The following is a 25,491-nucleotide window of genomic DNA, read 5'->3' as shown; positions in this document are numbered from 1 at the left end:
AGGGTGAGCCGGTTATCCCGGCTGCTGCACACCGCGGTGGCGCTCGCACTGGTGGCGGGCTTCTATGTGCTGGCCGTCGCGCTGGTCGGGGGCTATGGCTTCTTCGGCGTCGTCATGGCCCGGATCGTGTTCGCACCGGAGGACGACGGCAGCCTGCCCGTCGCACTGCTCCAGATCGGATTTGCCGCGGCCGCCGTGGCGGTGATCCCCCAGATCTTCGCCAGAGCGGGCAGCACGGGGCCAAGGCCCCGCACGGTCGCCGTGGACGAGGACGCCGCCCCCGGCCTGTGGGACGAGGTGGTCGAACTGGCGGAGCGCACGGGCGTCGCCGTGCCCACCGAGATCCGGCTGACCGCCGAGGCCAACGCGGCGGTGGTCGAGGATGTGCGCACCGGCGCACGCGGCATCCGGGAACGGCGTCTGTATCTGGGCCTGCCCTTGCTGGCGGGCCTGCGCGCCGACGAACTGCGCGCCGTGCTCTGCCATGAACTGGGGCACTACGCCCAGGGGCACACCCGGTTCGCGGCCCGCGTCTACCAGGGCGCCGAAGGCCTGGACGCCGCCTGCCGGACCTTCGCCAAGCCGGAGGTCGGCAACCCGATCACCACCGCCTACACCGGATTCCAGCATCTGACGCTGCGTGTGTACGCCTGGCTGTACAACGTGCTCTCCTTCGCCGTCCGCCGCCGACAGGAGCTGGACGCGGACGCCGCCGCGGCGTATGTCGCGGGGCCGGAGGCGGCGGCCGCCGCCCTGACGTCCGCGGCCGCGCTGGGACGGGCGTGGGAGGACTTCCGCACCGGGCTGCTGGACCCGATGGCCGCGGCCGGGAGAATGCCGGACGATCCGCTGCGCGCCTTCGCGGCGATGCTCGACGATCCGGGGTACCGGAACCGGGTGGCGGCCCGGCCGGGTACGGCCCCGACCCCGGCCCGCCATCCCTTCGACTCCCATCCGCCGTTGGAGCGGCGGCTGGAGGCGCTGCGGTCGCTGCCCTGCGCGGTCGAGGCGGAGCGCGATCTGCGCCCCGCGTACCGGCTGGTCAACCCGGACGGAACCCTTCCGGAGCCGGTGCTCGCCGTGCTGCTGCCGACCCGGCCGCCGGGCCGCCGACGCCGGACGCGACCGTGGGCCGACTGGCTGGCCGAAGCGGCCGAGGTCCGGGCCGTCCGCGCCGTGGAGGAACTGCACAGGGCGGTGGGCCTGATCGCCATGGCGCGCCCCACGACGGGCGGAGTGCTCGAACTGCTCACCGGCGGGCGGGGCCCCGAACTCGTCGACGCACTGCGGGACGCGGGGTGGGGTGAAGGGTGGCGGGAGCTCTGGGGCGGCCAGGAAGTCGACGGCGTCATCCGGCGCGCGCACGGCGGCAGCGGCGGCGACGGCGGCGAGAGCAGCGAGGCCGACGGGGACATCGAGGACTGCTACGACGGCGGCCGGTGGGTCGGGGAGCCCTGGTGGCGCACGGCGCCGGAGCACCGGGCAGCCGCCGGTCCGCGAGCGCGCGAGGCCCGGCGGGCGGCACAGCGCGAGGCCGACGCCCGTCGCGCGGCCCTCGCGGTGGAAGTCCTCGTGGCACAGGCCCTCGTCGCCGCGGGCCGCGCCCGCTGGACCTTCCGCTGGGACGGTCCCGGACGGGCGGTGGCCGAGGACGAACAGGCGGCCGAGGCCCTGGAGCTCGCGCCGGGCGCGCCGGCCGACCCGCAGCGCGCCGCCCGGCTGCGCTCCTGCCTGCTGCTGTGCCGGGTGGGCATGGACGACGAGCTGAGCAGCGCGGGCCGGGGGTCCGCGCTGCGGGTTCCGCCGGAGCCCCCGCCCGCCGAGCCGGCGACGGAGCCCCCGCGGAAACTGTTCCCGGCAGCCGCTTTCCTCATGGCGCTGCTCACCCTGCTGTTGTTCGGTCTGCGCTGGCAGACCGTCAACAGGGAACCGCCGTCGCCGCCGCCCCTGCCCCGCGACGCGCGTACCGAGGCGCCCCTGTACCGGCCCGTCTGCCCGCCCGGCTACCGGCAGCAGGGGCTGTGGTGCCTGCCCGTCGACGAGGCGCCGTCCGGCGGGCCGCCCACTCAGGGCACGGCGCCCCAGCTGGGCTCCTGACCTCCTGCGCACACCGCGCCCCAGCTGGGCTCCGGACCCACGGCGGTCCGAGCGCCGGTGCTGTTGATCACGCCGGTTCTGGTGACGGCGCCGGTGCCGGTCCTGGTGACGGCGCCGGTTCCGGTGATGTCGTCGGTGCTGCTGCCGGTGTCGTGCGTCATGCCTGCCGTTCCCCTCGTTCCTCTTGCTTCTCGCGTTCCGCCTGTCTGGCATGCGCCGCCCATCACACCCATCACGCCTGTCCGCCGGCCCACATATGCCACGGCTGGGCGGCCACCCATGCCGCCGCCGGCAGCGGCTTCACCGACAGGGCGGCGGCCGTCGCCCCGTCGTCGCCCGCCATCAGGTCCGGCTCCACCCCGCTGGCCATGTAGTGGTAGAGCCCCGCGACCCCGCACGCCGCCGGAGCGCCGATCACCTGGGCAAGGCTCTGCTCGAAGACCGTCGGATCCAGCGGCACATAGCGCACCTCGCGGGCCAGCCCTTCGCCGAAGGCGGCCGCCAGCTCCTCGCCCGTCAGCGTCCGGCTGCCGCCGATGTCGAAGGCACGGCCCGCCACGCCGTCGACCGTGAGCGCCGCGTACACCGCCTCCGCCAGATCGCGGTGCGACATCCAGGAGACCGGCGCGTCCGCCGGCAGCGGATAGGCGAGCACGCCCTCGTCGACGAGGGCAGGGCCGTTCCACGGGCTGAAGAGGTTGTCCAGGTAGACCGGCGGTCGCACGACGACGAGCTCCACCTCGCTCTGGGCGAGGCTCTCGCGGAACACGGTCTCGGCGAGCCGGCGGGTCTCGAAGGCCGCGACATTGGTCGTACGGTCCGGGATGCGGGTGTTGGCGTTGTAGACCACCCGGCGCAGCCCGGTCTCCCGGGCCGCCTTCGCGATGTGCTGGGCGTACGTCATGACCTTCTCGGCCTCGTACACCAGCGGCAGCACCACGGCGGCGTGCGTGGCCTTCTCGAAGAGGGCGCGGACGTCGTCGTAGCGCCCCAGATCGCCCGGCGCGACGGTCACGCCCGGGATCTCCGGGCGGTCCGCCTCCGGCCGGCGGCTGATCGTACGGACCCGGTGGCCCCGCTCGGCCAGCAGACGGGCCGTCGCGCCGCCCTGGAAGCCGGTCGCGCCCACGACCGCGACCCGCATCGGAATGTGATCGGACATTTGTCTGAAGAGCCCTTCGATAGGGTGTGGCTGCTGCCGTGAACGGCTCTTCCAGGCTCGCGTCGGCGGCTTCGGCCGAGCAATTAACAAACCGGGGCGGAGGTTGAAGGATCGTCCAATGGACTCCACGGACAGCAAAGACGAGACCGACCTCGGCGACGACCTCCTCAGCGAACTGCTGAAACCGCTGCGGCTCACAGGGGTGTTCGACAGTCGCTGGCATGTGCGCGCGCCCTGGGCCATCGAGGGCGACGCCGAGCAGAGCTGCGCCGTCCTCCACTACATCACCGAGGGCGGCTGCTGGATCACCGGCGAGGACCAGACCCCGATCGAACTGCAGACGGGCGACCTCGCCCTCTTCCCCACCGGCACCGCCCACCGGCTCTCCGACCTGCCCGAGCGGCACGGCGGCGTCGCGCTCGCCGCCGTCCTGCCCGAGCGGCAGCCGGGCACCTCCGGAGAGATCAGGATCGAGGGGACGGGGCCGGAGAGCCGCATCCTGTGCGCAGGACTGCACTACGACGCCAGCGCCGCCACCGGGTTGTACAAGGCTCTCCCCTGGGCGCTGGTGCTGGACCGCTCCCAGGTCGACAAGGAGCCACTGCTGCGAGACACCCTGCGGCTGCTGGCCGCCACCGACCGGCCCACCGGACCGGGCGACCGGCTGATCACCCTGCGCACCTTCGAGATGGCGCTGGTGCTTGCGCTCCGCCCGCTGCTGCGTGAACTGGCCGAAAACCCCTCCTCGCTGCCCGTGCTCGCCAACCCCGGCATCAGCAAGGCGATGGTCATCATCGCCACCCGTTTCGCCGAGCCCTGGACGATCGAGTCGCTGGCCCGCGAGGTCGGGATGTCGCGGTCGGCGTTCACCGCAGCGTTCCGCGAGCTGGTGGGGGAAGCGCCGGCCCGGCACCTGACCGGGCGGCGGATGCAGGAGGCGGCCCGGCTGCTCGGCGAGACCTGTCTGCCGCAGTCGGCCGTGCCGGAGCGGGTGGGCTACCAGAGCGCCGTGGGCTTCCATCTCGCGTTCCGCAAGTGGTTCGGGATGACGCCCGGCGAGTACCGCTCGCAGAGCCTCAGCGCGGCATGACCGAGCAGCGGACTGGCCGGTTCTTAATCACCGGTGGACGGTCGTTCATTGCCTCGTGTGATGGCCGGAAGACAGGCTCGGCATCAGCCGGGAGCCAGTGTCACCGGGGCCGCGGCGGCCTCGGGGGGCCATGGAGAACTGAGAGAGGGAGGCACGTTGACCAGGTCTGGTCAGGAGTACCTCGAATCGCTGCGTGACGGGCGCGAGGTGTGGCTCGACGGCGAACGCGTCAAGGACGTCACCCGCCATGCCGCGTTCCGCAACACCGCGGCGTCCATCGCCCGCCTGTACGACCTGGCGCACTCCTCCGGGCACCGGGCGCGGCTCACCTCGGACGGGGAGCACCGGGCCTTCGCCGTGCCCCGCTCGTACGAGGATCTCGTCGCCCGGCGCGAGGCGTACAAGGTGTGGGCGGAGGCGAGCTTCGGCTTCCTGGGGCGCACGCCCGACTACATGGCGGGCGGCGCGGCGGGCTTCGCGGCCGCGCCCGCGGTGTTCACGACCGACTCCTTCGACGGCGCGGACAACGCCCTGGCGTACTGGCGGCGGCTTGCCGAGGGCGACCTGTACGCGACCTTCACCCTGGCCAATCCGCAGATCGACCGGACCAGGCCGGCCTCCGAGCAGGAGGAGGACGACCTGGTGGTGCGGGCGGTCGCCGAGAAGGACGGCGGGGTCGTCGTCCGCGGCGCGAAGATGATCGGCACGGCCTCGGTCTTCGGCAACGAGGTCGTCGTCGGCACGATAGAGCCCCTGGCGCCGCAGGACGTCGAACACGCGCTGTGCTTCTCGCTGCCCCTCGACACCCCGGGGCTGAAGCTGCTGTCGCGCACCTCGTACGAGGCGCAGGCGCGCAGCGTCTACGACAACCCGCTGTCGTCGCGCTTCGACGAGAACGACGCGTTGCTCGTGTGCGACGACGTCTTCGTGCCGTGGGAGCGGATGCTGACGTACCGGAACGTCGACACCACCTTCCGGATGTGGTGGCGGACGCCCGCGTACGTCAACTTCGTCCATCAGGCGGCCACCCGCTTCTGGACCAAGCTGGAGTTCCTCACCGGGATCGCGATCCTGCTGACGAAGGCGAACAACACCCACCGGCTGCCGCAGGTGACGCAGGCTGTCGGACGGCTGATGGGGAAGGTCGCACAGGCCAAGGCCTTCGTGCTGGCCGCCGAGGCGTCATACGAACAGGTGGACGGCGGGGACGGCGCGGCCGTCGGCGCCGGCGGGGTGATGCCGGGCAAGGAGATCTCCTTCGCCCAGCGCATCATGGCCGGAGAGCTGTACCCGCAGGCCGTCCAGGAGATCAGGATGCTGGCGGGCGGGGGACTCATCCAACTCCCCGCCTCCGGCGAGGACCTGCTCCACCCGGAGCTAGGCCCGCTGGTGCGCAAGTACATCCGCTCGCCCGGCCACCCGGCGGAGGACCGCGTCAAGCTGCTCAAACTGGCGTGGGACGCGCTGGGTTCGGAGTTCGCAGGCCGTCACGAACAGTACGAGCGCTTCTACCACGGCGCGCCGCACGTCTATCTGATGCAGCAGGCGTGGGAAGGGGACACCGCCGCGTGCGAGGAGCTGGCCCGCTCCTGCCTCGACGGCTACGGTCTGACGGGCCGCGCGGCCGGCGAGGACGCGGCCCGGTGACGGGCCGCCAGAAAGCCGCGGCCCGGTCCCGGTCGGGCGACCCGGCGCGGTCCCCCATCCGGACGGGCACTCGTGCGGGGGCCTCCGGGACGGGCAGGCCGGCCACGGCGGCGGCCGAGGACGCCCCGGCCACCGCGGCGGCCGAGGACGGGGCCACCCCGCCCGGGCGGCGGCACGGTACACGTCCGCGCGGGCCCGACGCACTCCGGCGGCCCGCCGTCGCGCTCGCCCTGCTGGCCGCCACCCAGCTGTTAATGATCATGGATACGGCCCTTGTCAATGTCGCGCTGCCGTCCATCGGCCGGGACCTCGGGTCCGGTTCGGCCGGGCTGTCGTGGGTCGCCAACGGCTATCTCATCACCTTCGGGGGGCTGCTGCTCCTCGGGGGACGCACCGCCGATCTGTTCGGACGGCGCCGGGTGTATCTCGCCGGGCTGGGCCTGCTCGCCGCCGCCTCCGCGGCCGGCGCCGTCGCCGGCTCCTCCGACCAGCTCATCGCGGCGCGCGCGGCGCAGGGCGTGGGGGCGGCCCTCGCCGCGGCCGCCGCCTTCGCGGTGCTGCTCGGGCTGTTCCCGGACGGCCCCGCCCGGCACCGGGCGCTCGGCGTCTTCGCCGCCATGGGCGGACTGGGCGGGGTCCTCGGCACCGTACTGGGCGGAGTGCTCACCGACATCCTCGGCTGGCGCTCCACCTTCTGGCTCAACGTGCTCGTCGCCGCGGCGCTCGGGCTGCTCGCACTGCGCGTTCTCGACGCCGGGACGCGCGACGCACGACCCGGCTTCGATCTGGCGGGGGCGCTCGGCGTCACCTCGGGCCTGGGGCTGGTCGCCTACGCCCTGGTCGGCGCGGGCGAGGCCGGCTGGACCGGCGTCCGCACCCTCGCCGCGGGCACGGCCGGCCTCGGGCTCCTCGCCGCCTTCGCCCTCTGGGAGCGCCGCACCGCGCACCCCCTCGTGCCGCCCGGCGTGCTGCGCCGGCCCGCCCTGCGCCGCGCCAACGTGCTGAGCGCACTGGCGCAGATGGCGCTGTTCCCGATGTTCTTCCTCGTCAGCCTGTATCTGCAGAGCGTCCTCGAACACTCTCCGCTGACCGGCGGACTGGGCCTGCTGCCGCTCTCCCTCGTGGTCGTGGCCCTCGCGCCGCAGACCGGCCGGCTCATCGGCCGCCTCGGGCTGCGTACGACCATGGCGGCGGGGTTCGCGCTGCTGCTCGGCGGCATGGTCTGGCTGGCCCTGTCGCTGTCCGCCGACGGGACGTTCGCCACCGCCGTACTCGCCCCGAGCCTCGTCCTGGGCGCGGCCCTGCCTCTGGTCATGGTCACCACCAATGTCGCGGCGACCGCCGAAGCCGCGCCCGAGGAGACCGGACTCGCCTCCGGGCTGATCAACACCAGCCAGCAGTTCGGCTCGGTGCTCGGACTCGCCGTCCTCGTCGCCGTCGCCACCGCGGGCCTCGGACCGGAGGCGGCCGACGCCGCCCGGACCGCGGGCTTCCGCGCCGCGCTCCTCGTCGGCGCGGGCTTCGCGGCCCTCGCAGTCCTCCTGTCACTGCGGCTGCGGCTCCCTGCGCCGCCGCCCGCCCCCGCATCCACGTCCGCGCCGGGGTCGCAGCACGCCGCCCCCGCGCCCTCGTCTGCGCCGGGGTCGCCGCACACGGCCCCCGCGCCCTCGTCCGCGCCGGGGTCGCCGCACACGGCCCCCGCGTCCTCGTCCGCGCCGGGGTCGCCGCACACGGCCCCCGCGCCGGACACCGACCGGGTCGGCGGCGCCGTGGAGTGACACGACGGCGCGCATCCCGCCTGCCGACCGACCCGAACCGACCCGCCCGAGGGGGCACCCACCGTGACGCTGTACGACCTGGCCGCGCCCGGTCTCGATCTGCGCGACGAACCGCGCTACCGCATCGCAGAGATACGCGCCGCCGATCCGCTCGCCGCCGACCCTGTCCTCGCCGCCGTCCCCGCCATGAACGCCGACGCCGACGTGCCCGCGCTCACCGTCGCCCTGCGCGCCCTGACGCCGACGCCCGAACGGGCAGCCTCCCTCGGGGTCGTCGACGCGCTCGCCGCCATGCGGGACCTCGGCATCCTCCTCGGCTCGCTCAAACGGCACGGCGTGCAGCCGGTCGCCGCCGTGCCCGAAGTGCTGCCCGTCCTCGAAGAACTGGGGAGGCGCACCGACATGGTGCCGCGCGACACCGTCCACCACTACACCGCGTGGAACCCGCTCGGCCGCCGACAGCGGATGTACACCGGGGACCCCATGGAAGGCAATCTCCAGGACGCCGTCCGCATGGTCTTCCCCAGCCTCGTCGCGGCGCTCGGCAGCTGCGCGGAGCTGGCCCGCCGCGAGCCGTACGAAGCCGGCTTCGCCCACACCCTCGACCGCATCGCGCAGCAGGTGAAGTCCATGGTCGAAGCCATCGACTTCACCATCGCCCAGGTCTCACCGGTCTTCTTCGCCCGGGAGATGCGCTCCTACTTCGAGGAGATCGACGTCGCGGGCAGTGACTACCTGGGCCCCGCCGCCGCCCAGGTGCCGCTCTGGCTGGTCGATCTGACGCTCTGGCAGTGCGACCGCGGCAAGGCCGAGTACGACGCCTTCCTCGACGACTCGGTGAGGTACAGCCTCCCCTCCTGGCGCGCCCACTACCAAGCGCACAAGGGCGGCGTCTCCGCCGTCTCCAAGCTCTCCGCCGCCCTCAGCTGGGAGTCCGCCAACCGGCTGCCGCCGCGGCTGGCGGCCTCGGCCGTCTCCCTGGCCCGCGTGCTGCGCATCCTCAAGACCTTCCGCGCCCGCCACATCACCATCGCCCGCAAGGCGTACGCCGACGAAGTGCGGCTGTACGACGCGGGCAGCGGCGGAGCGCCCATCGAGCTGCTGCGCTCGGTGCTCGACCTGACCCGGGACAACGAGACCCTGGTGCGCCGGTCCGCGCCGGTCCCCAGCCCCCGCGCCGCGTGACCGAGCCGCTCCCCGGCGCGGCCGCCCGGCCGTGCCGCTCGCATGACCGTCCCAGGAGGTCCGACCCCCATGCCCCAGATCCTCATCGCCGGCGGCGGCATCGCCGGGCTCACCGCGGCGCTGTCCCTGCACGCCGCCGGATTCGAGCGGATCACCGTCGTCGAGGCCGTCCGGGAGAACCTGCCCGTCGGCGCGGGGCTGAACATCATGCCCAACGCGGTGCGCGAACTCGACGCGCTCGGCCTGCTCGACCCCCTCGAAGAGCGCGCCGTACGCACCCGGGAGCTGCGCTACTACCACCGCAGCGGCGCCCTCATCTCGCGTGAGGCACGCGGTCTGGACGCCGGGTACCACTGGCCGCAGCTGTCCGTGGCCCGCGCCGAACTGCAGACCGTGCTCGCCGACGCCGTGGTCCGGCGGCTCGGCCGCGCCGCACTGGTTCCGGGTGTCCGCGTCACCGGCGTCGACACGCTCCCGGACGGCGGGGCGCGCGTCCAGCTGGAGCACCGGGACGGGGAGCAGCGCGCCCGGACCTGCCTGGAGCCGGACGTCCTGATCGGCGCCGACGGCATCCGCTCGGCGGTGCGCGCCGCGCTCAATCCGCGCGAGGGAGCCCCGCCGTGGAACGGCATGCTCGTCTGGCGCGGGGTCTCCCGCATGCCCGCCGCCGCCGCGGGCGAGTTCATGTTCATCGCGGGCGACGACCGGCAGAAGGCCGTGGTCTACCCGATGACCGAGCCGGACCCGATGACGGGCGACACGCTGGTCAACTGGGCCCTCGCCATCCCGGCCGACGACGTGCCCGAGGCGCGCGCAGCACACGCTACGCGCGGAGAACGCGGTGACGACAGAGCCTACGCGTACGGGGACTGGAACCGGCCCGTCCCCGTAGCGCAGATCCTGCCCTACTACGAGGGATGGGAGTTCGGCGGCGTCAGCGTCCCCGAGGTCCTCAAGGCGGCCGACGCGGCGTACGAGTATCCGATGGTCGACCGCGAGCCGCTGGAGCGCTGGACCCTGGGCCGCACCACCCTGATCGGCGACGCGGCGCACGCCATGTACCCGATCGGCTCCAACGGCGCGACCCAGTCCATCGTCGACGGCCGCGCCCTGGGGTACGCCATGGCCCTCAACCCCGACCCGGCCGTCGCCCTCGCCCTGTACGAGGCCGACCGCAGGCCCGCGACGGCCGAACTGCAACGGGCGAACCGGCGGCTGGGGCCCGAGGTCGTCATCAACCTCGCCCACGAGCGCGCACCCGGCGGTTTCGCCGACGTCCACGATGTGATCCCGCCCGACGAGCTGGCCCGGATCGCCGCCCGCTACGCGGCGACCGGGGCCTTCGACCCGCAGACCGTCAACCAGGGATCGCCCTACCGCCTCACACCGCGTTCGCTGCCCTGACCACGCGTGGGGCGCGCGCTCCCCCTTGCGCTCCGTCCCGCGCTCCCCATGATGCGCCGGGCGTACGGCCGCGCGCCGTGGTTGCCGGGGTCAGGTGCCATTACCGTCGGGTGACGGCGAGACGCACACCGCCGTGCGTCCACTCGGATGCGTACCTCCCCTGCGAAGGTGGAACCCGTGAAGGCAATCCGTCGATTCACCGTCCGCCCCGTCCTGCCCGAACCGCTGCGCCCGCTCAGCGAGCTGGCCCGCAATCTGCGCTGGTCCTGGCACACCGAGACCCGAGATCTCTTCCAGGCCGTCGATCCCGGGGGCTGGAAGGCGTCCGGCCAGGACCCCGTACGGCTGCTGGGCGCCGTGCCCGCCACTCGTCTGGCCGAATTGGCCGGCGACCGGCGATTCCTGCGCCGGCTGGCCGTCGTGGCCGGCGATCTGGACGACTATCTGCACGGCCGCAGGTGGTACCAGCAGCACAGCGCGCCCCAAGGCGCGGCCGGCAGCGGCTCCGGCGGCGACAGCGGGGAGTTCCCGTCCGCCGTCGCCTATTTCTCACCGGAGTTCGGCGTCACCGCGGCGCTGCCCCAGTACTCCGGCGGCCTCGGCATCCTCGCCGGAGACCACCTCAAGGCCGCCAGCGACCTCGGCGTCCCCCTCATCGGCGTCGGACTGCTCTACCGCCACGGCTACTTCCGCCAGTCCCTGTCCCGCGACGGCTGGCAGCAGGAGCACTATCCGGTGCTCGACCCCAACGAACTGCCGCTCCGCCTGCTGCGCGAGGAGGACGGCGCGCCCTGCCGCATCGCGCTCACCCTGCCCGGCGGCCACGCGCTGCACGCCCAGATCTGGATCGCCCAGGTCGGCCGTGTCCCGCTGCTGATGCTCGACTCGGACGTGGAGGAGAACGGCCCGGGCGAGCGCAATGTCACCGACCGGCTCTACGGCGGCGGCAGCGAGCACCGGCTGCTCCAGGAGATGCTGCTGGGCATCGGCGGCGTCCGCGCCGTACGGGCGTACTGCCGGCTCACCGGCCACCCCGCGCCGGAGGTGTTTCACACCAACGAGGGCCACGCCGGCTTCCTCGGCCTGGAGCGGATCAGGGAGCTGGGGCTCGCCCCCAAGGAGGGCGGCGCGGGCCTGGACTTCGCCGCCGCGCTCGAAGCCGTACGGGCGGGAACGGTCTTCACCACGCACACACCCGTCCCCGCCGGCATCGACCGCTTCGACCGCGAGCTGGTCGCCCGCCACTTCGGCGACGGCGCGGAGCTGGACGGGGTGCCGGTCGACAGAATCCTGGCGCTGGGGCGGGAGACCTACCCGGGCGGCGACGCCAGACTCTTCAACATGGCCGTGATGGGACTGCGCCTGGCACAGCGCGCCAACGGCGTCTCCACCCTCCACGGCTCCGTCAGCCGCGCCATGTTCGCGGGCCTCTGGCCGGGCTTCGACCCGCAGGAGGTCCCGATCACCTCCATCACCAACGGCGTGCACGCCCCCACCTGGATCGCCCCGGAGGTGCTGCGCCTCGGCGCCCGCCAGATCGGCCTGGGCCGCGCCGAGGACAAGCTGGCGGTCGGGGCCGCCGAGCGCTGGGACGCCGCCGCCGACATTCCGGACGCCGACATCTGGGAACTCCGCCGCGAACTGCGCGAACAACTGGTGCACGAGGTGCGGCGGCGGCTGCACGCCTCCTGGCGCCAGCGCGGCGCCGGGGCCGCGGAGCTCGGCTGGATCGACTCGGTGCTCGACCCGGACGTCCTCACCGTCGGATTCGCCCGCCGGGTGCCCTCGTACAAACGGCTCACGCTGATGCTGCGCGACCGCGAGCGACTCGCCGAGCTGCTGCTGCATCCCACGCGCCCGGTGCAGATCGTCGTAGCCGGCAAGGCCCACCCGGCCGACGACAGCGGCAAGAGGCTGGTGCAGGAGCTGGTGCGGTTCGCCGACGACCCGGCCGTACGCCACCGGATCGTCTTCCTGCCCGACTACGGCATGGGCATGGCGCAGAAGCTGTACCCCGGCTGCGACGTCTGGCTCAACAACCCGCTGCGGCCGCTGGAGGCCTGCGGCACCAGCGGCATGAAGGCGGCGCTGAACGGCTGCCTCAACCTGTCGGTGCTGGACGGCTGGTGGGACGAGTGGTTCGAACCGGACTTCGGCTGGGCCATCCCCACCGCCGACGGCTCCGCCACGGACGAGGAGCGGCGCGACGACCTGGAGGCGGCCGCGCTCTACAAGCTGGTGGAGGAGCGGATCGCGCCGCGCTTCTACGACCAGGGCGCCGACGGGCTGCCCGGCCGCTGGATCGAGATGGTCCGCAGGACGCTGACCTGCCTGGGCCCCAAAGTGCTCGCGGGGCGCATGGTGCGCGAGTACGTCGAGCGGCTGTATGCGCCCGCCGCACAGGCCCACCGGGCGCTGGACGCGGACGCCGCGCGGGAACTGGCGGCGTGGAAGGCGACCGTCCGCGAGGCCTGGCCGCGGGTGGGGATCGACCATGTCGAGGCCCTCGACCAGTCCGCCGCGGCCGGGACGGCGGAGCTGGGCGCCACCCTGTCGCTGCGGGTGCGCGTCACGCTGGGCACACTGCGGCCGGACGACGTCGAGGTGCAGGCGGTGGCCGGCCGCGTCGACTCCGACGACACGATCGGCGACGCCGACACCTTCCCGCTGAAGCCGGCGGGCGGGCCCGATCTGGAGGGCCGCTGGGTGTACGAGGGGCCACTGGCCCTGGACCGCACCGGACCCTTCGGCTACACCGTCCGCATCCTCCCGGCCCACCGGCTCCTCGCGTCGAGCGCCGATCTCGGACTGGTGGCCCTGCCGACGGAGGCGGTGGGGGAAGGGGCGGGAGTGCTGATGCGGTGACCGGCCTACGGGCGGCTCATCGGCGGCTCATGAGCGTGTCCAGCCCTGTTCGCCGGCGTACCGGTATCCGGCGTGGGGGGGGTGGGGGGGACACGGCACTGGTGCGGAAGGGCCGGCCGTCGTCGTCGACGCGCATCATGCCCTTCCCCCCGCTCGTCCAGGCCAGTTCCAGGTACCAGTCGCAGTCACAGCGGGCGGTCCTCGTCTCGACCCGCAGCACCAGCGGATCGCCAGCCGCCACCTGATAGGCAGCCGCGGGGCGGGCAGTTCCTTCACCTCACCGGCGGCGCCGGACACATCGACCCCGTCGACCGGCCGGGCGGCCGGCCGGTCCGCGTCGAGGTCGACCTCGTACACGGCCGGGGTGAGCGCCCCGCCGCAGCCGTCGGCCATCGCATACGCCGTCCACGGCAGCGGCACGCGGCGCTCAGTGACCCGTACGTGCAGCTCCTGTACGACGACGGGCCCGGCGTCCTCGACCGGACGCACCGTAACCCGGGTGATGGCGTCACAGGCAGTTGGCGTTTCCGCAGGCCAGAGTACGCGCAGCCATTCCAGGCGTTCCGTATCTGACGGTGGTCATTGCGGCGCGTCCGGCCCGCCGCCCACGCTGGGACCACCGAACGACACGGAGTCATCCGACCCATCAGAAACGGGGAAACGCACCCATGACCACCGCACGCGGCAACGCCCGCACCACCGCCCGTACGGCCCTCGTCGCCACCGTGAGCGCAACCCTCGCCGGCGCCCTCGCGGTGACCGTCGACGGGGAGGTCCGGGCGCAGCCGCAGCCGCAGCCGCAGCAGCCCGCGAAGCGCGCGGCGTCCGCTGTCCCCGGCTTCCTCGCCGCGAAGGACCTGCCGCCCGTCGAGGGCACGCCCTGGTACGCGGGCAAGGTCACCAGGGGCATGCCGGAGTTCCCGGTGCTCTGCCTGGAGGACGTCCTCCCCGCCGACGGCGCGACCTGGCACCGCACCTTCCGCACAGACCTCGACGCAGAGGCCCTCCAGGTCACCGTGGTGATGCCGAGCGCCCGCGCCGCCGAGCGCCTGGCCGCCGCGGTTGACAAGGTCGTCGCCGACTGGCTGCGCGCCAACCCCGGTTCCACGGCCGCCTGGGACGACTACGGCCGCCTCCCGGTCGAAGACGGCGCCCACGCCTACGGCACGTACTTCGCCCCACCGGAAGCCGGAATGAGCGTCAACCTCCACGGCGTCGGCCGCGACGGCAACACGGTGACCTTCGTCGACTGGGGCTGCCTGGGCGCCTTGAAGGACGCACCGGTCTCCGCCTTCGAGCAGACCACGACCACCGCGGTCGACAAGCTCCGCTGATCACTCGTCCCCTGGGAGTCCGGCCGAGCTGCGCAAAACAAGGTGACAGACGGCCTCAACCAACAGCGCTCCAGATAGGTTGATTTGCCGCCCAGTGTGAAGTGATCTTTCTCACTTCGAGTGCAGGAACCCTGTGAGTATCTTGTGGATCTCCCGTCCAAGTCGTGAACATCAGTTCTCTTGTTGGCTTGGTGGGGGGAAGCCTGTGCGCGCAGCACGTCCGCTTGTTGTCGCCGTCGCGTTTGTGATGGCTGTATTGACCGGTTCTGAGCAGACCGTCCTGGCAGCCTCGCGAGGTTCCGGCGGTTCGGTCGTTGGGCGGATGGATGCCCCCGCTCAGCGCTGGGGTTCTGCCGAAGGGCGCGGGCACAAGGCGTCCGGCGAGGCGACGCGAGCAGCCGCTGAGGGTGGGCGCAAGGGTGCACTGACCGCGCCGGGACAGTTGGCGGCCGAGCAGCCCGCCCCCTCCCCGGACCTCGACGGCAGTGCCACAAAGCTGCCTGACGTTCAGCACGTCGAGCAGACCCAGGCACCCGCCACGCCTGAGCCTCGGGGTTTTGAACCTGGAAGCAGCGAGGAGCTGAAGGACGCGCGTAAGGAGCGCGAACAGACCTTCCGGAACTCCGACGGCACCTACACCACCCGCTTCTACACCGAAGCGGTGAACTTCCTTGATGGCAAGGGGAGCTGGCAGCCGATAGACACGGTCCTAATCAGAGCCGAGCCCGAGGGCCCGCGGACGATGACCGGTCCCGGCGAGACATGGGAGACGCGCTCCACACAGACCGCGATCAGCTTCGCCGACACCGCGGATGCCGACCCCATCGTCAGGCTCGGACTCGGCGACGGAGCAGCGCTCGGGTACTCCGTCACCGGGGCGCACCCCTCGCCTGGTCAGGCGGACGGCAGCGTGATGACCTACGCCGGAATCCGCGAGGACGCCGACCTTGAATTCGTCGCCGGCAACGAGTCGGTCAAGGAAACCATCGTTCTCAAGAGCAAGGACGCCCCCAGAGAGTGGCGCTTCCCTCTGGAGCTGACAGGGCTGACCGCGAGCATCGGCGACCAGGGAGGCGTGCTCTTCACGGACGCCGACGGCAAGCACCGTGCGTGGACCCCGCCCGGTTGGATGGAGGACTCCAACCTCGCCGAGAACGCCAATCAGGGCGAAATCTCCTCGGGCGTGACATACAGCCTTGCTCACGAGGGCAGCCGTCAAGTCCTCGTCGTCAAGCTCGACGAACAGTGGCTCGCCTCCCCGGACCGCGTGTTCCCTGTGCGCGTCGACCCCTCGGTGAAGTCGTTCGACTCGACGTCGGGCACGTACGTGCAGCATCCGTACAACGTGAACTTCTCGACCGACACCATTCTCAAGGTCGGTACCTATGACCGAGGATCTCACAAGGCGGCCTCGTTCCTCCGTTTCAACGGAGTCGAGAGCACACTGAAGAACGCCTGGGTCCTCAACGCCAGTCTCGCCCTGTACAACACATGGTCCTACTCGTGCAATGCCCGTCCGGTGACCGTGCACGCCGTGACATCCAACTGGTCCGAGAGCACCGCCACCAAGTACCCGGGCCCCGCGACCGGCCCGTCGCTGACTTCGAAGAGCTTCGCCCACGGCTGGCGTCCCAGCGGGTCCAGCTCCTGGGCCTGTGCACCGAAGTGGGAGAATCTGGGCCTGGGATCGGCAGGACGAGCCCTGGTGGACGACTGGACGCACGGCCGCAAGAAGAACTACGGCCTGGCCGTCAAGGCGTCGACGACGGACTCGTACGGGTGGAAGCAGTTCGGCTCCGACGACTATCCGAACGGCAAGCCCAGCCTCGATGTGACGTGGACCAAGTACGGAGCCACCTACAAACTAGGTGCCTTCACCACGCCGATGACCGCGACGACGGAAGGCGAACAGACCGTCACGGTGACCAACCGCGGGCAGCAGACCTGGCCCAAGGGCGGCAACTACAAGCTGCGCTACAACCTCTACGACGCAAGCGGCAAAGAGATCAAGGACTCCGCGAAGATCCGCTGGACTTTGATGCCGAGCGACGTCTCTCCAGGCGAGAGCGTGACCCTCAGCGCGAAGATCGCTCCGCTGGCCCCTGCCACGTACATCCTCGAATGGACGATGGACGACTACGGCGTCAGCCGATTCACCAGCGCGGGTGTTCCAGGTGCCGCCATTAAATTCTCCGCGGTGAATGTGCCGCCGAAGCTGACCAAGGCGTCACCGGGTAGCGGCGTGGTCGTGGACTCGCTCACCCCCACACTCTGGGCCCAGGGTCAGGACGTCGATCACTACCCCGGAGGCGCGCTCCAATACACCTTCGAGGTGTGCGAGGTCAGCGGCAACGACATGCGCAAGAACTGCCGTACGGGCAACAGGAGCCCGGCTCAGCAGTGGGCAGTGCCAGACGGCTGGCTGTCCTGGGGCAAGACCTACGCCTGGTACGCCTATGTCTACGACGGCAAGAGCACATCCGTGCGCCCCGGACCCACACAGTTCACCACCGAGGTGCCGCAGCCGCCTGTGACCGGCCACCTCGGCGGCGACGGCGACCGCGAGTTCTCCGCTCGGGCGGGCAACTACGCCACTGCCGCCACCGATGCCGCGATACCCACCGTTGGCCCTGAGCTCTCCGTCACGCGTACCTACAACTCTCTCGACCCCAGGCGCGACAACGCGTTCGGCCTCGGCTGGACCTCGGCCTACGACCAGCGTCTCGATGCCTCTGCCGGAGGCAAGACCCTCCTGATCACCCTGGGAGACGGCTCCAGGATGCGCTTCGGCCGCAACCCCGACGGCTCGTACGCTGCTCCGTCCGGCGGCACGATGACGCTGACTCATCCATCCAGTGGACCGGACCGCTGGACGCTCCGGCAGCGGTCCGGCACGACATACGAATTCGGGGACGACGGCCGACTCGAAGCCGTCATCGACAGTGCCGGCCGGACGCAACGGCTGTTCTACAGTGCAGACGGGCAGCGGCAGCTTCAGAGGGTGACCGACGGGCTGTCGGGCCGGTCGCTAACGTTCACCTGGTCAGGCGGACACATCACATCCGTCACCACGTCCGCGGTGGGGCCGAATGCACCGGGCCTGACCTGGCGCTACAGCTATGTGGGCGACTGGCTGACGCAGGTGTGCCCGCCGTCGTCCGACACCGCGTGCACCACGTACACATATGAGAACGGGTCGCTCTACCGGTCCATGGTGCTGGACGAGAGCCCGGTCTCGTACTGGCGGATGGGCGAGGAACACGGCTCAGTGGGCGTCAGCCACTCCCCGTCCCGCACTGGTCTGAACGAAGCTTCCTACCAGGACGTCCAGCTCGGCCGGCCCGGCGCCCTCGCGGGCACCTCGGACAAGGCCGCCGGTTTCAACGGGACCGACTCGTACGCGGAACTCCCTGACGACACCCTGAGAACCTCGACCTTCCTCTCCGTCGAGCTCTGGTTCAAGACGACTGAGCCCGGTGTGCTCATGGGATTCCAGGGAGGTCCCCTGGAAGACGGCAGGCCGGTCTACTGGAGCCCGATCGCCATCGGCGACGACGGCCGTCTCCGCGGGCAGTTCGAGATCACCGGCCGGTCCATCACTCCCATCACATCGAGCGCCCCGGTCACGGACGGCGAATGGCATCACCTCGTCCTCGCCGGAGCAGGCACCACGCAGACCATGTACTTGGACGGGTCACCGATCGGCACCCTGACCGGACCGATCGACCACCACATCAAGGTGAACACCTATATCGGCGCCGGCTGGTCCAGTCCGGGCTGGGACGGCAAGCCGCTCGGCGTCCGCCACTTCTCGGGCCTGATCGACGAAGTGGCCGTCTACCACCACCCCCTGGATGCCGACGCCGTCGCCGCGCACTACGCCGGCCGCGCCGCGACCGGCCGGATGACCAAGGCGACCCTGCCCTCCGGGCGAGTCCACGCGCAGGTTTCATACGACGAGGCCAGCGGCCGCGTCCTCAGCACGACGGACGAGAACGACGGCGTATGGAACATCTCCGCCCCGTCGTACTCATCGGCCTCCGGCTCATACGAGCAGCGGATTCTGCAGACCGGGCCCACCGGCTACTGGCGGCTCGGCGAGCGCAGCGGCTCCCAGGCATTCAGCCCCCTCCGTGAAGAGCTGAGTGGGAACTACGACGGCGTGCGCCTCGGGAGCGCCGGCATCTTCGCGGACGGCGACGACACATCGGCGACGTTCACCGGAAAGAGCGTGCTCAAGGTGCCCGCCGAGGCGGTTGGCGAGGGCGACGAGATGTCCGTGGAAATGTGGTTCAAGACCACGGAGCCGGGCGTGCTCGCCACGATGCAGAACGCGGAATTCGGCGAGACGCCTACTGCGTGGCAGCCCATGCTGCTCATCGACTCTGAAGGAAAGCTGCGCGGTCGGTTCACACATGAGGCCACCAGCCTCATGTCCCAGCAACCTGTCACCGACGGGGAGTGGCACCACGTCATCCTGGCGGGCAATGAGGCGGCCCAGGCCCTCACCTTGGACGGGGCACTGCAGGGCTTCACCCGCACCGGTGTCGGTACCGGTCGTCAGCCGCACGTGTACATCGGCGGTGGCTACGCCTCGCCGGACTGGGACGGCCAGCCGGTCGGCGGCTACCGGAATTTCAAGGGACAGATCGACGAGGCTGCGTTCTACAAGAAGTCGCTGACCCGGTTCCTCCGCTCGGGGGCAGGATGGGTGATATCGCCGCTGGACGCAGCCCATAGGACGACGACCGCACAGCTGCACTACCAGGCGCGCCGCGCGTTGGTCTCGGGCACCGGCGATCAGTATCAGGGTGCGGTTGTCGGCGATGCGCCAACCGCGTACTGGAGGCTCGACGACAGCAGTTCCACACTGAGCAGCGAGGTCGGTGGCCGGGACGCCGACGCGAACTTTCACGCCGATGGCAGCGACCTTCTCTCCTACTCCAAGCCCCGGGAAACCGGAATCTTCGGACCGGGGGATGACAGATCCGTGCGGCTCGGCAGAGGCGGCCATATCCAGCTGCCCGGTTCCGTCCTCTCCGGCACCACCGACATCTCCGTCGAGATGTGGTTCCGCACCAGAGACCACTCCGGTGTGCTGATGAGCTTCCAGAACGCACCGATCGGTGAGAAGCCGACATCCTGGCGTCCCGTGCTGAACATCGACGGCTCCGGGAAGCTACGCGGCGAGTTCTACCTCTCCGGCGTCTCCGGAGCGACGCCGATCACATCTGCTCAGCCCGTGACCGACGGCCGTTGGCACCACGTGGTGCTGTCCGGGACGAACACGACGCAGTCCCTCTACCTGGACGGTGTGAAGGTCGGCTCGCTGAGCGGCACGATTTCCGAGCAATCGCACCCCTACGCCTACATCGGCGGCGGCTACGGCAGCTCCGGCTGGATGGGTCTGCCTGAGGACACGTACCACTTCCGCGGCCATGTGGACGAGGTCGCCCTGTACCGCAAGGCGCTCACCGATGAGAAGGTGGCCGCCCACTATCGCGCCCAGACCGACTCCGCCGACTCCGGTCTGGTGACCACGGTGCAGGTCACCAACCCGCTCGGGCACGTAAGCAGTACCAGTTACGACGCGGTGCGCGGCCAGCGCATGGTGTCGCGGACTGACGAGACCGGCGCGGTGACCTCGTACGCCTACGACACCGGTGGATTCCTGCACACCGTCACCGATCCCAATGGCCACTCCGTCATCACGGGCCACGACGAGCGAGGCAACGTCGTCGCGACGACCACATGCCGTGACGCCGACTCCTGCTGGACGTCGTTCAGTTCGTACTTCGTCAACGACAAGGACCCTCTGGATCCGCGCAGTGACAGGCTGCTGACCTACCGCGACCAGCGTTCGCGTGACTACCGGGACGATGCCTATCGCGTGGCCTACACGTACAACGGCGAGGGGCTGCCGACGAGCACCGTGCGTCCTGACGGAAGCACCGCCGTCACCACATACACGACTGGCGCCGAGCCCGCGGTCGGCGGCGGCATGATGCCCGCAGGACTGGTGTCCTCGGAGAAGACGCCGGAAACCGCGGCGACCCGGTATGCCTACTTCGCCAACGGAGACCTGGCAGAGATCACGTCCCCCAGCGGCCTCGTCACCAGATTCACCTATGACGGTCTTGGCAGGACGACCAGCGAAACCCAGGTGTCGGACGCGTTCCCCGCCGGAGTGACCACCACCTATGCCTACGACAGCATGTCCCGGATCACCGCTGAGGCGGGCGCGGAGATCCGCAACGAGATCACAGGGCAGGCGCACACCGCGAAGATCGCGCGATCCTTTGACGCCGATGGAAACCTGCTGACGGAGACAACGGAGGACACCTCTGGCGGCGATGCGGATCGCATGAATGCCTACCACTACAACGCCGTCGGCCTGAACGACAGCGTGACCGACGCCGATGGCAAGACGGCGAGCGCCGCGTACGACAAGCTCGGTCGCCTGGCGAAGGAGACTGACGCGGCAGGCAATGTCTTTACGCACGCCTACACGCCAAGGGGACAGCACTACCAGACAGTCTTGAAGGACTGGTCCGGGGACCCCTCGGGGGAAAACCGGGACCTGGTACTGATCGCCAACGCCTATGATCCGGCGGGCAGGCTGGCGTCCACCACCGATGCGATGGGGGCGACCACCGCCTTCACCTACTTCGATGATGGACTCCCTGCCACGACCACTGCCCGTCATGTCACACAGGTCGATGGCACAGCCCATGACATCGTTTTGGAGTCGAATGCCTACGACCCCGCGGGCAATCTGGTCAAGCAGGTGACGGGCGGGGGCCGGACCACTGTCACCCATGCCGTCGACGCACTGGGCCGTACGACGCGGACGGTGCTCGACCCCGATGGGCTCGACCGCATCACGACCTACGCCTATGACCGCGACGACCGCATCACTCGGCAGACTCAGTCGATCGACAGCGACCGGCAGTTGATCAGCGACTCGGAGTTCGACCCGGCAGGCAATCTCAAGAAACAGACCATCACCGACGGGACGAGCACGCACACCACAACCCACACCTACGACGACCGCGGCCTGCTGCTGACCACCATCAGCCCGCGCGGCACGGTCGCGGGAGCAGATGCTGCCGCACACACGACGGTCAACCGCTACGACGCACTGGGTCGGCTCGTCGAGCAGATCGCCCCGCGGATACAGGTCGATGAGAAGGGGAGCGAGACCCAGACCTTCACCCCCAGGACGCTCACCGGCTACAACACGTTCGGCGAGATTGTCGCGATCAAGGATGCGAACGGTGCGGTGACACGGCTGGAGAACGACCGGCTCGGACGGACCGTGGCGGTGACGCTGCCCGACTACACCCCGCCGGGCGGCGCGAAGATCTCCGCAGTCGCCCGCACGACCTATGACGCGCTGGGACGGGTCACCGCGACCGCCGATCCGCTGGGCCGTACCACCCGGTACTCCTATGACCAGCTCGGCAACCTGACCTCCAAGACGGACCCGCTTGCTGAGACGGAAGGGCTGAAGCAGACCAGCCCGAGCCTGCTCGACGGCACGGTGACCGACTTTAACGGCGCGGGGGTCTCCGCCTACACATGGACGCCGACCGGACTGCAGCTCTCGGCGACGACGCCGACCGGCGCCCGGACCGAAGCGACCTACGACGAACTGGGGCGACAGCTCACCGCCACGACCGTCGAGCGCTTCCCGTCGCCGCAGGATCTGGTCAGCCGCTACACCTGGGATGACGCGGACAACCAGATCGCAGTGACCACACCGGCGGGCCGCACTTCCTCTGCCACCTACAACGCCGCCGGGGAAGAGCTGACCATCACCGATACAGCGGGCGGTGTCACTACGTTCGTGTACGACGGACTGGGCCGTGAGACCGAGACCGTCGACCCCACACAGCGCAAGGTCAAGGCGACGTACGACGCGCTGGACAACGCGACGGAGATCGCACACTTCGGCACCGGCGGTACGGCCGTGCGCACCATTAGGGCCACGTTCGACGCTGAGGGCAATCAGCTTTCCGAGACGCTGCCGACCGGCGGTCGCACCGATCTGACGTACGACGCTCTCGGCCGGCTGACCAAGCGAGTGGAGAAGCTGTCGGACAGCGATGCCATCACCATGACCTTCGGCTACGACGCCATGGGCAACCGCACGCGGATGACCGACGGCCGGGGCAAGACCACGTACTACACCTTCAACTCCTGGGGGCTGCCGGAGTCGACCGTCGAACCGGCCACGAAGCAGCACTGGAGAGAGGACGTCCGCACCTGGACCACGGTGTACGACGCCGCGGGCCAGCCGGTCACCGAACTGCTGCCCGGCAACGTCAAACGTGAGCGGACCTTCGACGGTCTTGGTCGGCTGACCCGGGAGACGGGTTCCGGAACCCTTGTGGCGACACGGCCGAGGAGCCTGACGTACGACTTGGACGGTCGGCTGACCGGCGTCGGCACGGACGTCATCTCGCGTAACTCCTACACCTACAACGACCGCGGCCTGCTGCTGAGCGCACAGGGCCCTTCCGGCGAATCGCAGTACACGTACGACGCCGACGGAAACATGACCTCGCGTAAGAACGCCGCAGGGTCCGCGTCCTTCGGCTACGACGCCGGAGGACAGCTCGACCAGGTCAACGACCCTGTGACGGGCACGCAGATCCGGCTGGACTACGACGCCGCCGGCCGTCCCACCCTGCAGCAGTACGCCCGCCCCAGTGGCGAAGGGCAGTACACCGTCAACGCGGAGCGGACCTTTGGTTACGACAGCCTGGGTCGGCTGGCCTCGGACAAGGTCCAGCAGACCGGCGCGGGCGGCACCGACGTCGCGGGCACGGCATACGAGTACGACCTTGCCGACCTGCTGGTGAAGAAGACCACGACGGGAACGGCCGGTGCGGCGGAACACCGATACGGCTACGACCTGGTAGGCCGCCTCACCTCGTGGACCAGTGGTGGCACCACCGTGCCCTACGAGTGGGACAAGGCCAGCAATGTCATCCGGAAGGGAGAGGTCAACGGATCGTACGACTCGCGCAACCGCCTGGAGACCTGGGGCGAGGACAGCTTCATCTACAGCGCGCGTGGCACCGAGAAGGTGATCACGGAAGGCGACGGGGACACCCGGAGGATCAACTCCGATGCCTTCGAGCGGACCGTCGACAACGGGACGAGCAGTTTCACCTACGACTCCCTCGACCGTGTCCTGACACACAACGGGACGGCTTTCACCTACGACGGCGGCTCCAACAACCTGGTCACGGACGCCGACACGGTCTACAGCCGCTGGCCGGGCGGCTCATTGCTGGCCAGCGCAGCAGCCTCCTCCGGATCTGAAGGCGCGAGCCTCGCGGTCACCGATATGCATACCGACCTGGTCGCGAGCCTAACCCCTGACGGCACGCAGGTCTCGGCCTCCCGCGCCTACGACCCCTTCGGCACTGTCATGGCGAAGGACGGGGCCAACCCGGCGGTCGGCTACCAGTCCGGCTGGACCGACTCCAGCACGGGCGAGGTCAACATGGCGGCCCGCTGGTACCAGCCGGGAATCGGCGGCTTTACGTCGCGCGACACATGGCTGCTCGATCCGAGCCCGTCAGCGCAGGCGAACCGATACACGTACGCCAACGCGGAGCCGCTGATCGGCACGGACCCCACGGGCCACTTCCGTCCCTGCGCCTGCGGCGGCAGCAGTGTCCTGTTGCGGAGTGGCGGCTTCAGAGGCGGCGGCGGAGGCACTCGGGGCCTTGGAGGGAAGACGACGAGGACGACGAAGAGCAAGGGCTCCCGCACCAAGTCCGCCTACCGCGATCCCCGTTCTGACCTCTGCAACAGCAGCCGCTGCGGTGCCGGCCGCACCCGCCCCAACCGCACCACGCAGCAGCCCAAGTCCACCCGCTGCACCTACAACTGCAAGCCCAAGGGCTCGGGTCGCTCGACTGTCAACAGAGGCCCCGGGGGCGGAAACGGATACGCGGGCGGCCGCGGGAGCGGCTCGGGCTCCAGGGGATCCAGCTCGTACACCCGCAAGGGAACCTCGACCTCGCCCCAGAGGCCGACCCGGCCTAGAAGGCCGACTCCACCGCAGAACCCGAACCGCGGCAAGAATCCCGTTCCCGCGCCGACGCGTACGATTCCCAAGCCTGATTGGAATCCGAGGACTGCAGGCCTGCCACCTACAGCGGCGCTACAGATGGTCATCGGCGCTGCGGAGATGCAGGAACTCGCAGAGATCATTACAAGCTTCGCTCCCGAAGCGATGGAGGCGCTAGGTGCGTCGCCGGCAAATGGGAATGGAAGTGGCACCTCCCGGCAAGGTGACTGTCGAAGAGGTGGGACTGGGTGGGTCGACCACGGCAGCGTGGATGCTGCTCATGGAAATCGTGCTACTGGGGTTGAAGCCTGCTTGGACAGTGCGTATCTTGCGAGTCATCAGGGAACGTCGACAGATCCGCAAAAGATTGCCCCGCCTGGATACCAGTGGGCGCGGCGATATGCTGGCTACCTTGGCAATCGCCCACCTTCGCAGTGGGTCAATGCCTGCCATCTTCTCGCCGCCCAGCTGAGTGGAGATGGCCTCCAGCCGGAGAATATTTCCACATGTGCACGGAGTGCCAATGCCAATCGGGTTTCAGCGATGGACCCTGGTCTTCCGCAGAACATGTATACGGTTGAGGCTAAGGTCAAGCGTGCGATTGATGCGCAGGAGGTTGTTCACTACAAGGTCATCCCGGTATATGCAGGAGGTCGCACCGTTCCGGTCGCCTACGAAATGTCGGCTCGCGGAGTGTCTCCCAACGGCGAACCGGGGATCATCCTTGATGAAGTGATTCCAAACTTTATGTATAGTGCGAAGTTTGCGGACTATCGAAATATAGGGCTGGTTAGTAGAAATGGTGCCCCAGTGCCGGTTGGGGCTACCCCGTGAAAGGC

General features: G+C 70.2%; 12 protein-coding genes. 9 read left to right on the top strand and 3 right to left on the bottom strand.

Annotation, left to right across the window (positions count from 1 at the left end):
- Positions 1-3: 3 nt before the first annotated feature.
- A complete protein-coding gene (locus tag QCN29_RS00355) occupies positions 4-2,097 on the top strand; it encodes a M48 family metalloprotease (protein ID WP_279925394.1) in 2,094 nt (697 codons plus the stop codon).
- Here QCN29_RS00355 and QCN29_RS00350 read toward each other — a convergent pair.
- Together QCN29_RS00350 and QCN29_RS00345 are read right to left on the bottom strand one after the other, a co-directional pair.
- Positions 2,067-2,258 carry a hypothetical protein gene (locus QCN29_RS00350; RefSeq protein WP_279925393.1) on the bottom strand — a complete coding sequence of 64 codons (192 nt, stop codon included), beginning with the start codon at positions 2,256-2,258 and terminating at the stop codon, positions 2,067-2,069. The genes QCN29_RS00355 and QCN29_RS00350 overlap by 31 nt on opposite strands.
- Before the next feature lie 71 nt (positions 2,259-2,329).
- A complete protein-coding gene (locus QCN29_RS00345; protein WP_240137985.1) occupies positions 2,330-3,259 on the bottom strand; it encodes an SDR family oxidoreductase in 930 nt (309 codons plus the stop codon).
- A 118-nt stretch (positions 3,260-3,377) separates the two neighbouring features.
- Between QCN29_RS00345 and QCN29_RS00340 the strand changes: the two genes are divergently transcribed.
- From QCN29_RS00340 to glgP, 6 genes are all read left to right on the top strand, one after another.
- The gene (locus QCN29_RS00340) at positions 3,378-4,349 is read left to right on the top strand and encodes an AraC family transcriptional regulator (protein ID WP_240137986.1); all 972 of its coding nucleotides are present in this window, start codon (positions 3,378-3,380) and stop codon (positions 4,347-4,349) included.
- A 156-nt stretch (positions 4,350-4,505) separates the two neighbouring features.
- The gene (locus tag QCN29_RS00335) at positions 4,506-5,996 is read left to right on the top strand and encodes a 4-hydroxyphenylacetate 3-hydroxylase family protein (RefSeq protein WP_279925392.1); all 1,491 of its coding nucleotides are present in this window, start codon (positions 4,506-4,508) and stop codon (positions 5,994-5,996) included.
- Complete coding sequence (locus QCN29_RS00330) at positions 5,993-7,774, top strand: MFS transporter (RefSeq protein WP_318036678.1); 1,782 nt, start codon at positions 5,993-5,995, stop codon at positions 7,772-7,774. Before QCN29_RS00335 ends, QCN29_RS00330 begins: the two co-directional genes overlap by 4 nt.
- Positions 7,775-7,837: 63 nt before the next feature.
- Complete coding sequence (locus QCN29_RS00325; RefSeq protein WP_279925391.1) at positions 7,838-8,959, top strand: monodechloroaminopyrrolnitrin synthase PrnB family protein; 1,122 nt, start codon at positions 7,838-7,840, stop codon at positions 8,957-8,959.
- A gap of 69 nt (positions 8,960-9,028) precedes the next feature.
- Positions 9,029-10,363 (top strand): FAD-dependent monooxygenase, encoded by a 1,335-nt coding sequence (locus tag QCN29_RS00320; protein WP_279925390.1) that lies wholly within the window; start codon positions 9,029-9,031, stop codon positions 10,361-10,363.
- 177 nt (positions 10,364-10,540) lie between these two features.
- Positions 10,541-13,228 carry an alpha-glucan family phosphorylase gene (gene glgP / locus QCN29_RS00315; RefSeq protein WP_279925389.1) on the top strand — a complete coding sequence of 896 codons (2,688 nt, stop codon included), beginning with the start codon at positions 10,541-10,543 and terminating at the stop codon, positions 13,226-13,228.
- 135 nt (positions 13,229-13,363) lie between these two features.
- Here glgP and QCN29_RS00310 read toward each other — a convergent pair whose 3' ends face one another.
- On the bottom strand, positions 13,364-13,717 hold the full coding sequence (locus tag QCN29_RS00310) for a hypothetical protein (RefSeq protein ID WP_279925388.1): 354 nt from the start codon (positions 13,715-13,717) through the stop codon (positions 13,364-13,366).
- A gap of 179 nt (positions 13,718-13,896) precedes the next feature.
- Here QCN29_RS00310 and QCN29_RS00305 point away from each other — a divergent pair, with 179 nt between their 5' ends.
- Together QCN29_RS00305 and QCN29_RS00300 are read left to right on the top strand one after the other, a co-directional pair.
- Positions 13,897-14,562: a hypothetical protein gene (locus tag QCN29_RS00305; protein WP_279925387.1), complete on the top strand. Its 666-nt coding sequence runs from the start codon at positions 13,897-13,899 to the stop codon at positions 14,560-14,562.
- A 322-nt stretch (positions 14,563-14,884) separates the two neighbouring features.
- Complete coding sequence (locus QCN29_RS00300; protein ID WP_279925386.1) at positions 14,885-25,486, top strand: LamG-like jellyroll fold domain-containing protein; 10,602 nt, start codon at positions 14,885-14,887, stop codon at positions 25,484-25,486.
- Positions 25,487-25,491: the final 5 nt, after the last annotated feature.

The sequence above is a fragment of the Streptomyces chengmaiensis genome, assembly GCF_029846775.1.
GTDB lineage: Bacteria > Actinomycetota > Actinomycetes > Streptomycetales > Streptomycetaceae > Streptomyces > Streptomyces chengmaiensis.
Note: the sequence above shows the minus strand (reverse complement) of the source record. Positions and strands in the feature narration are given on the sequence as shown.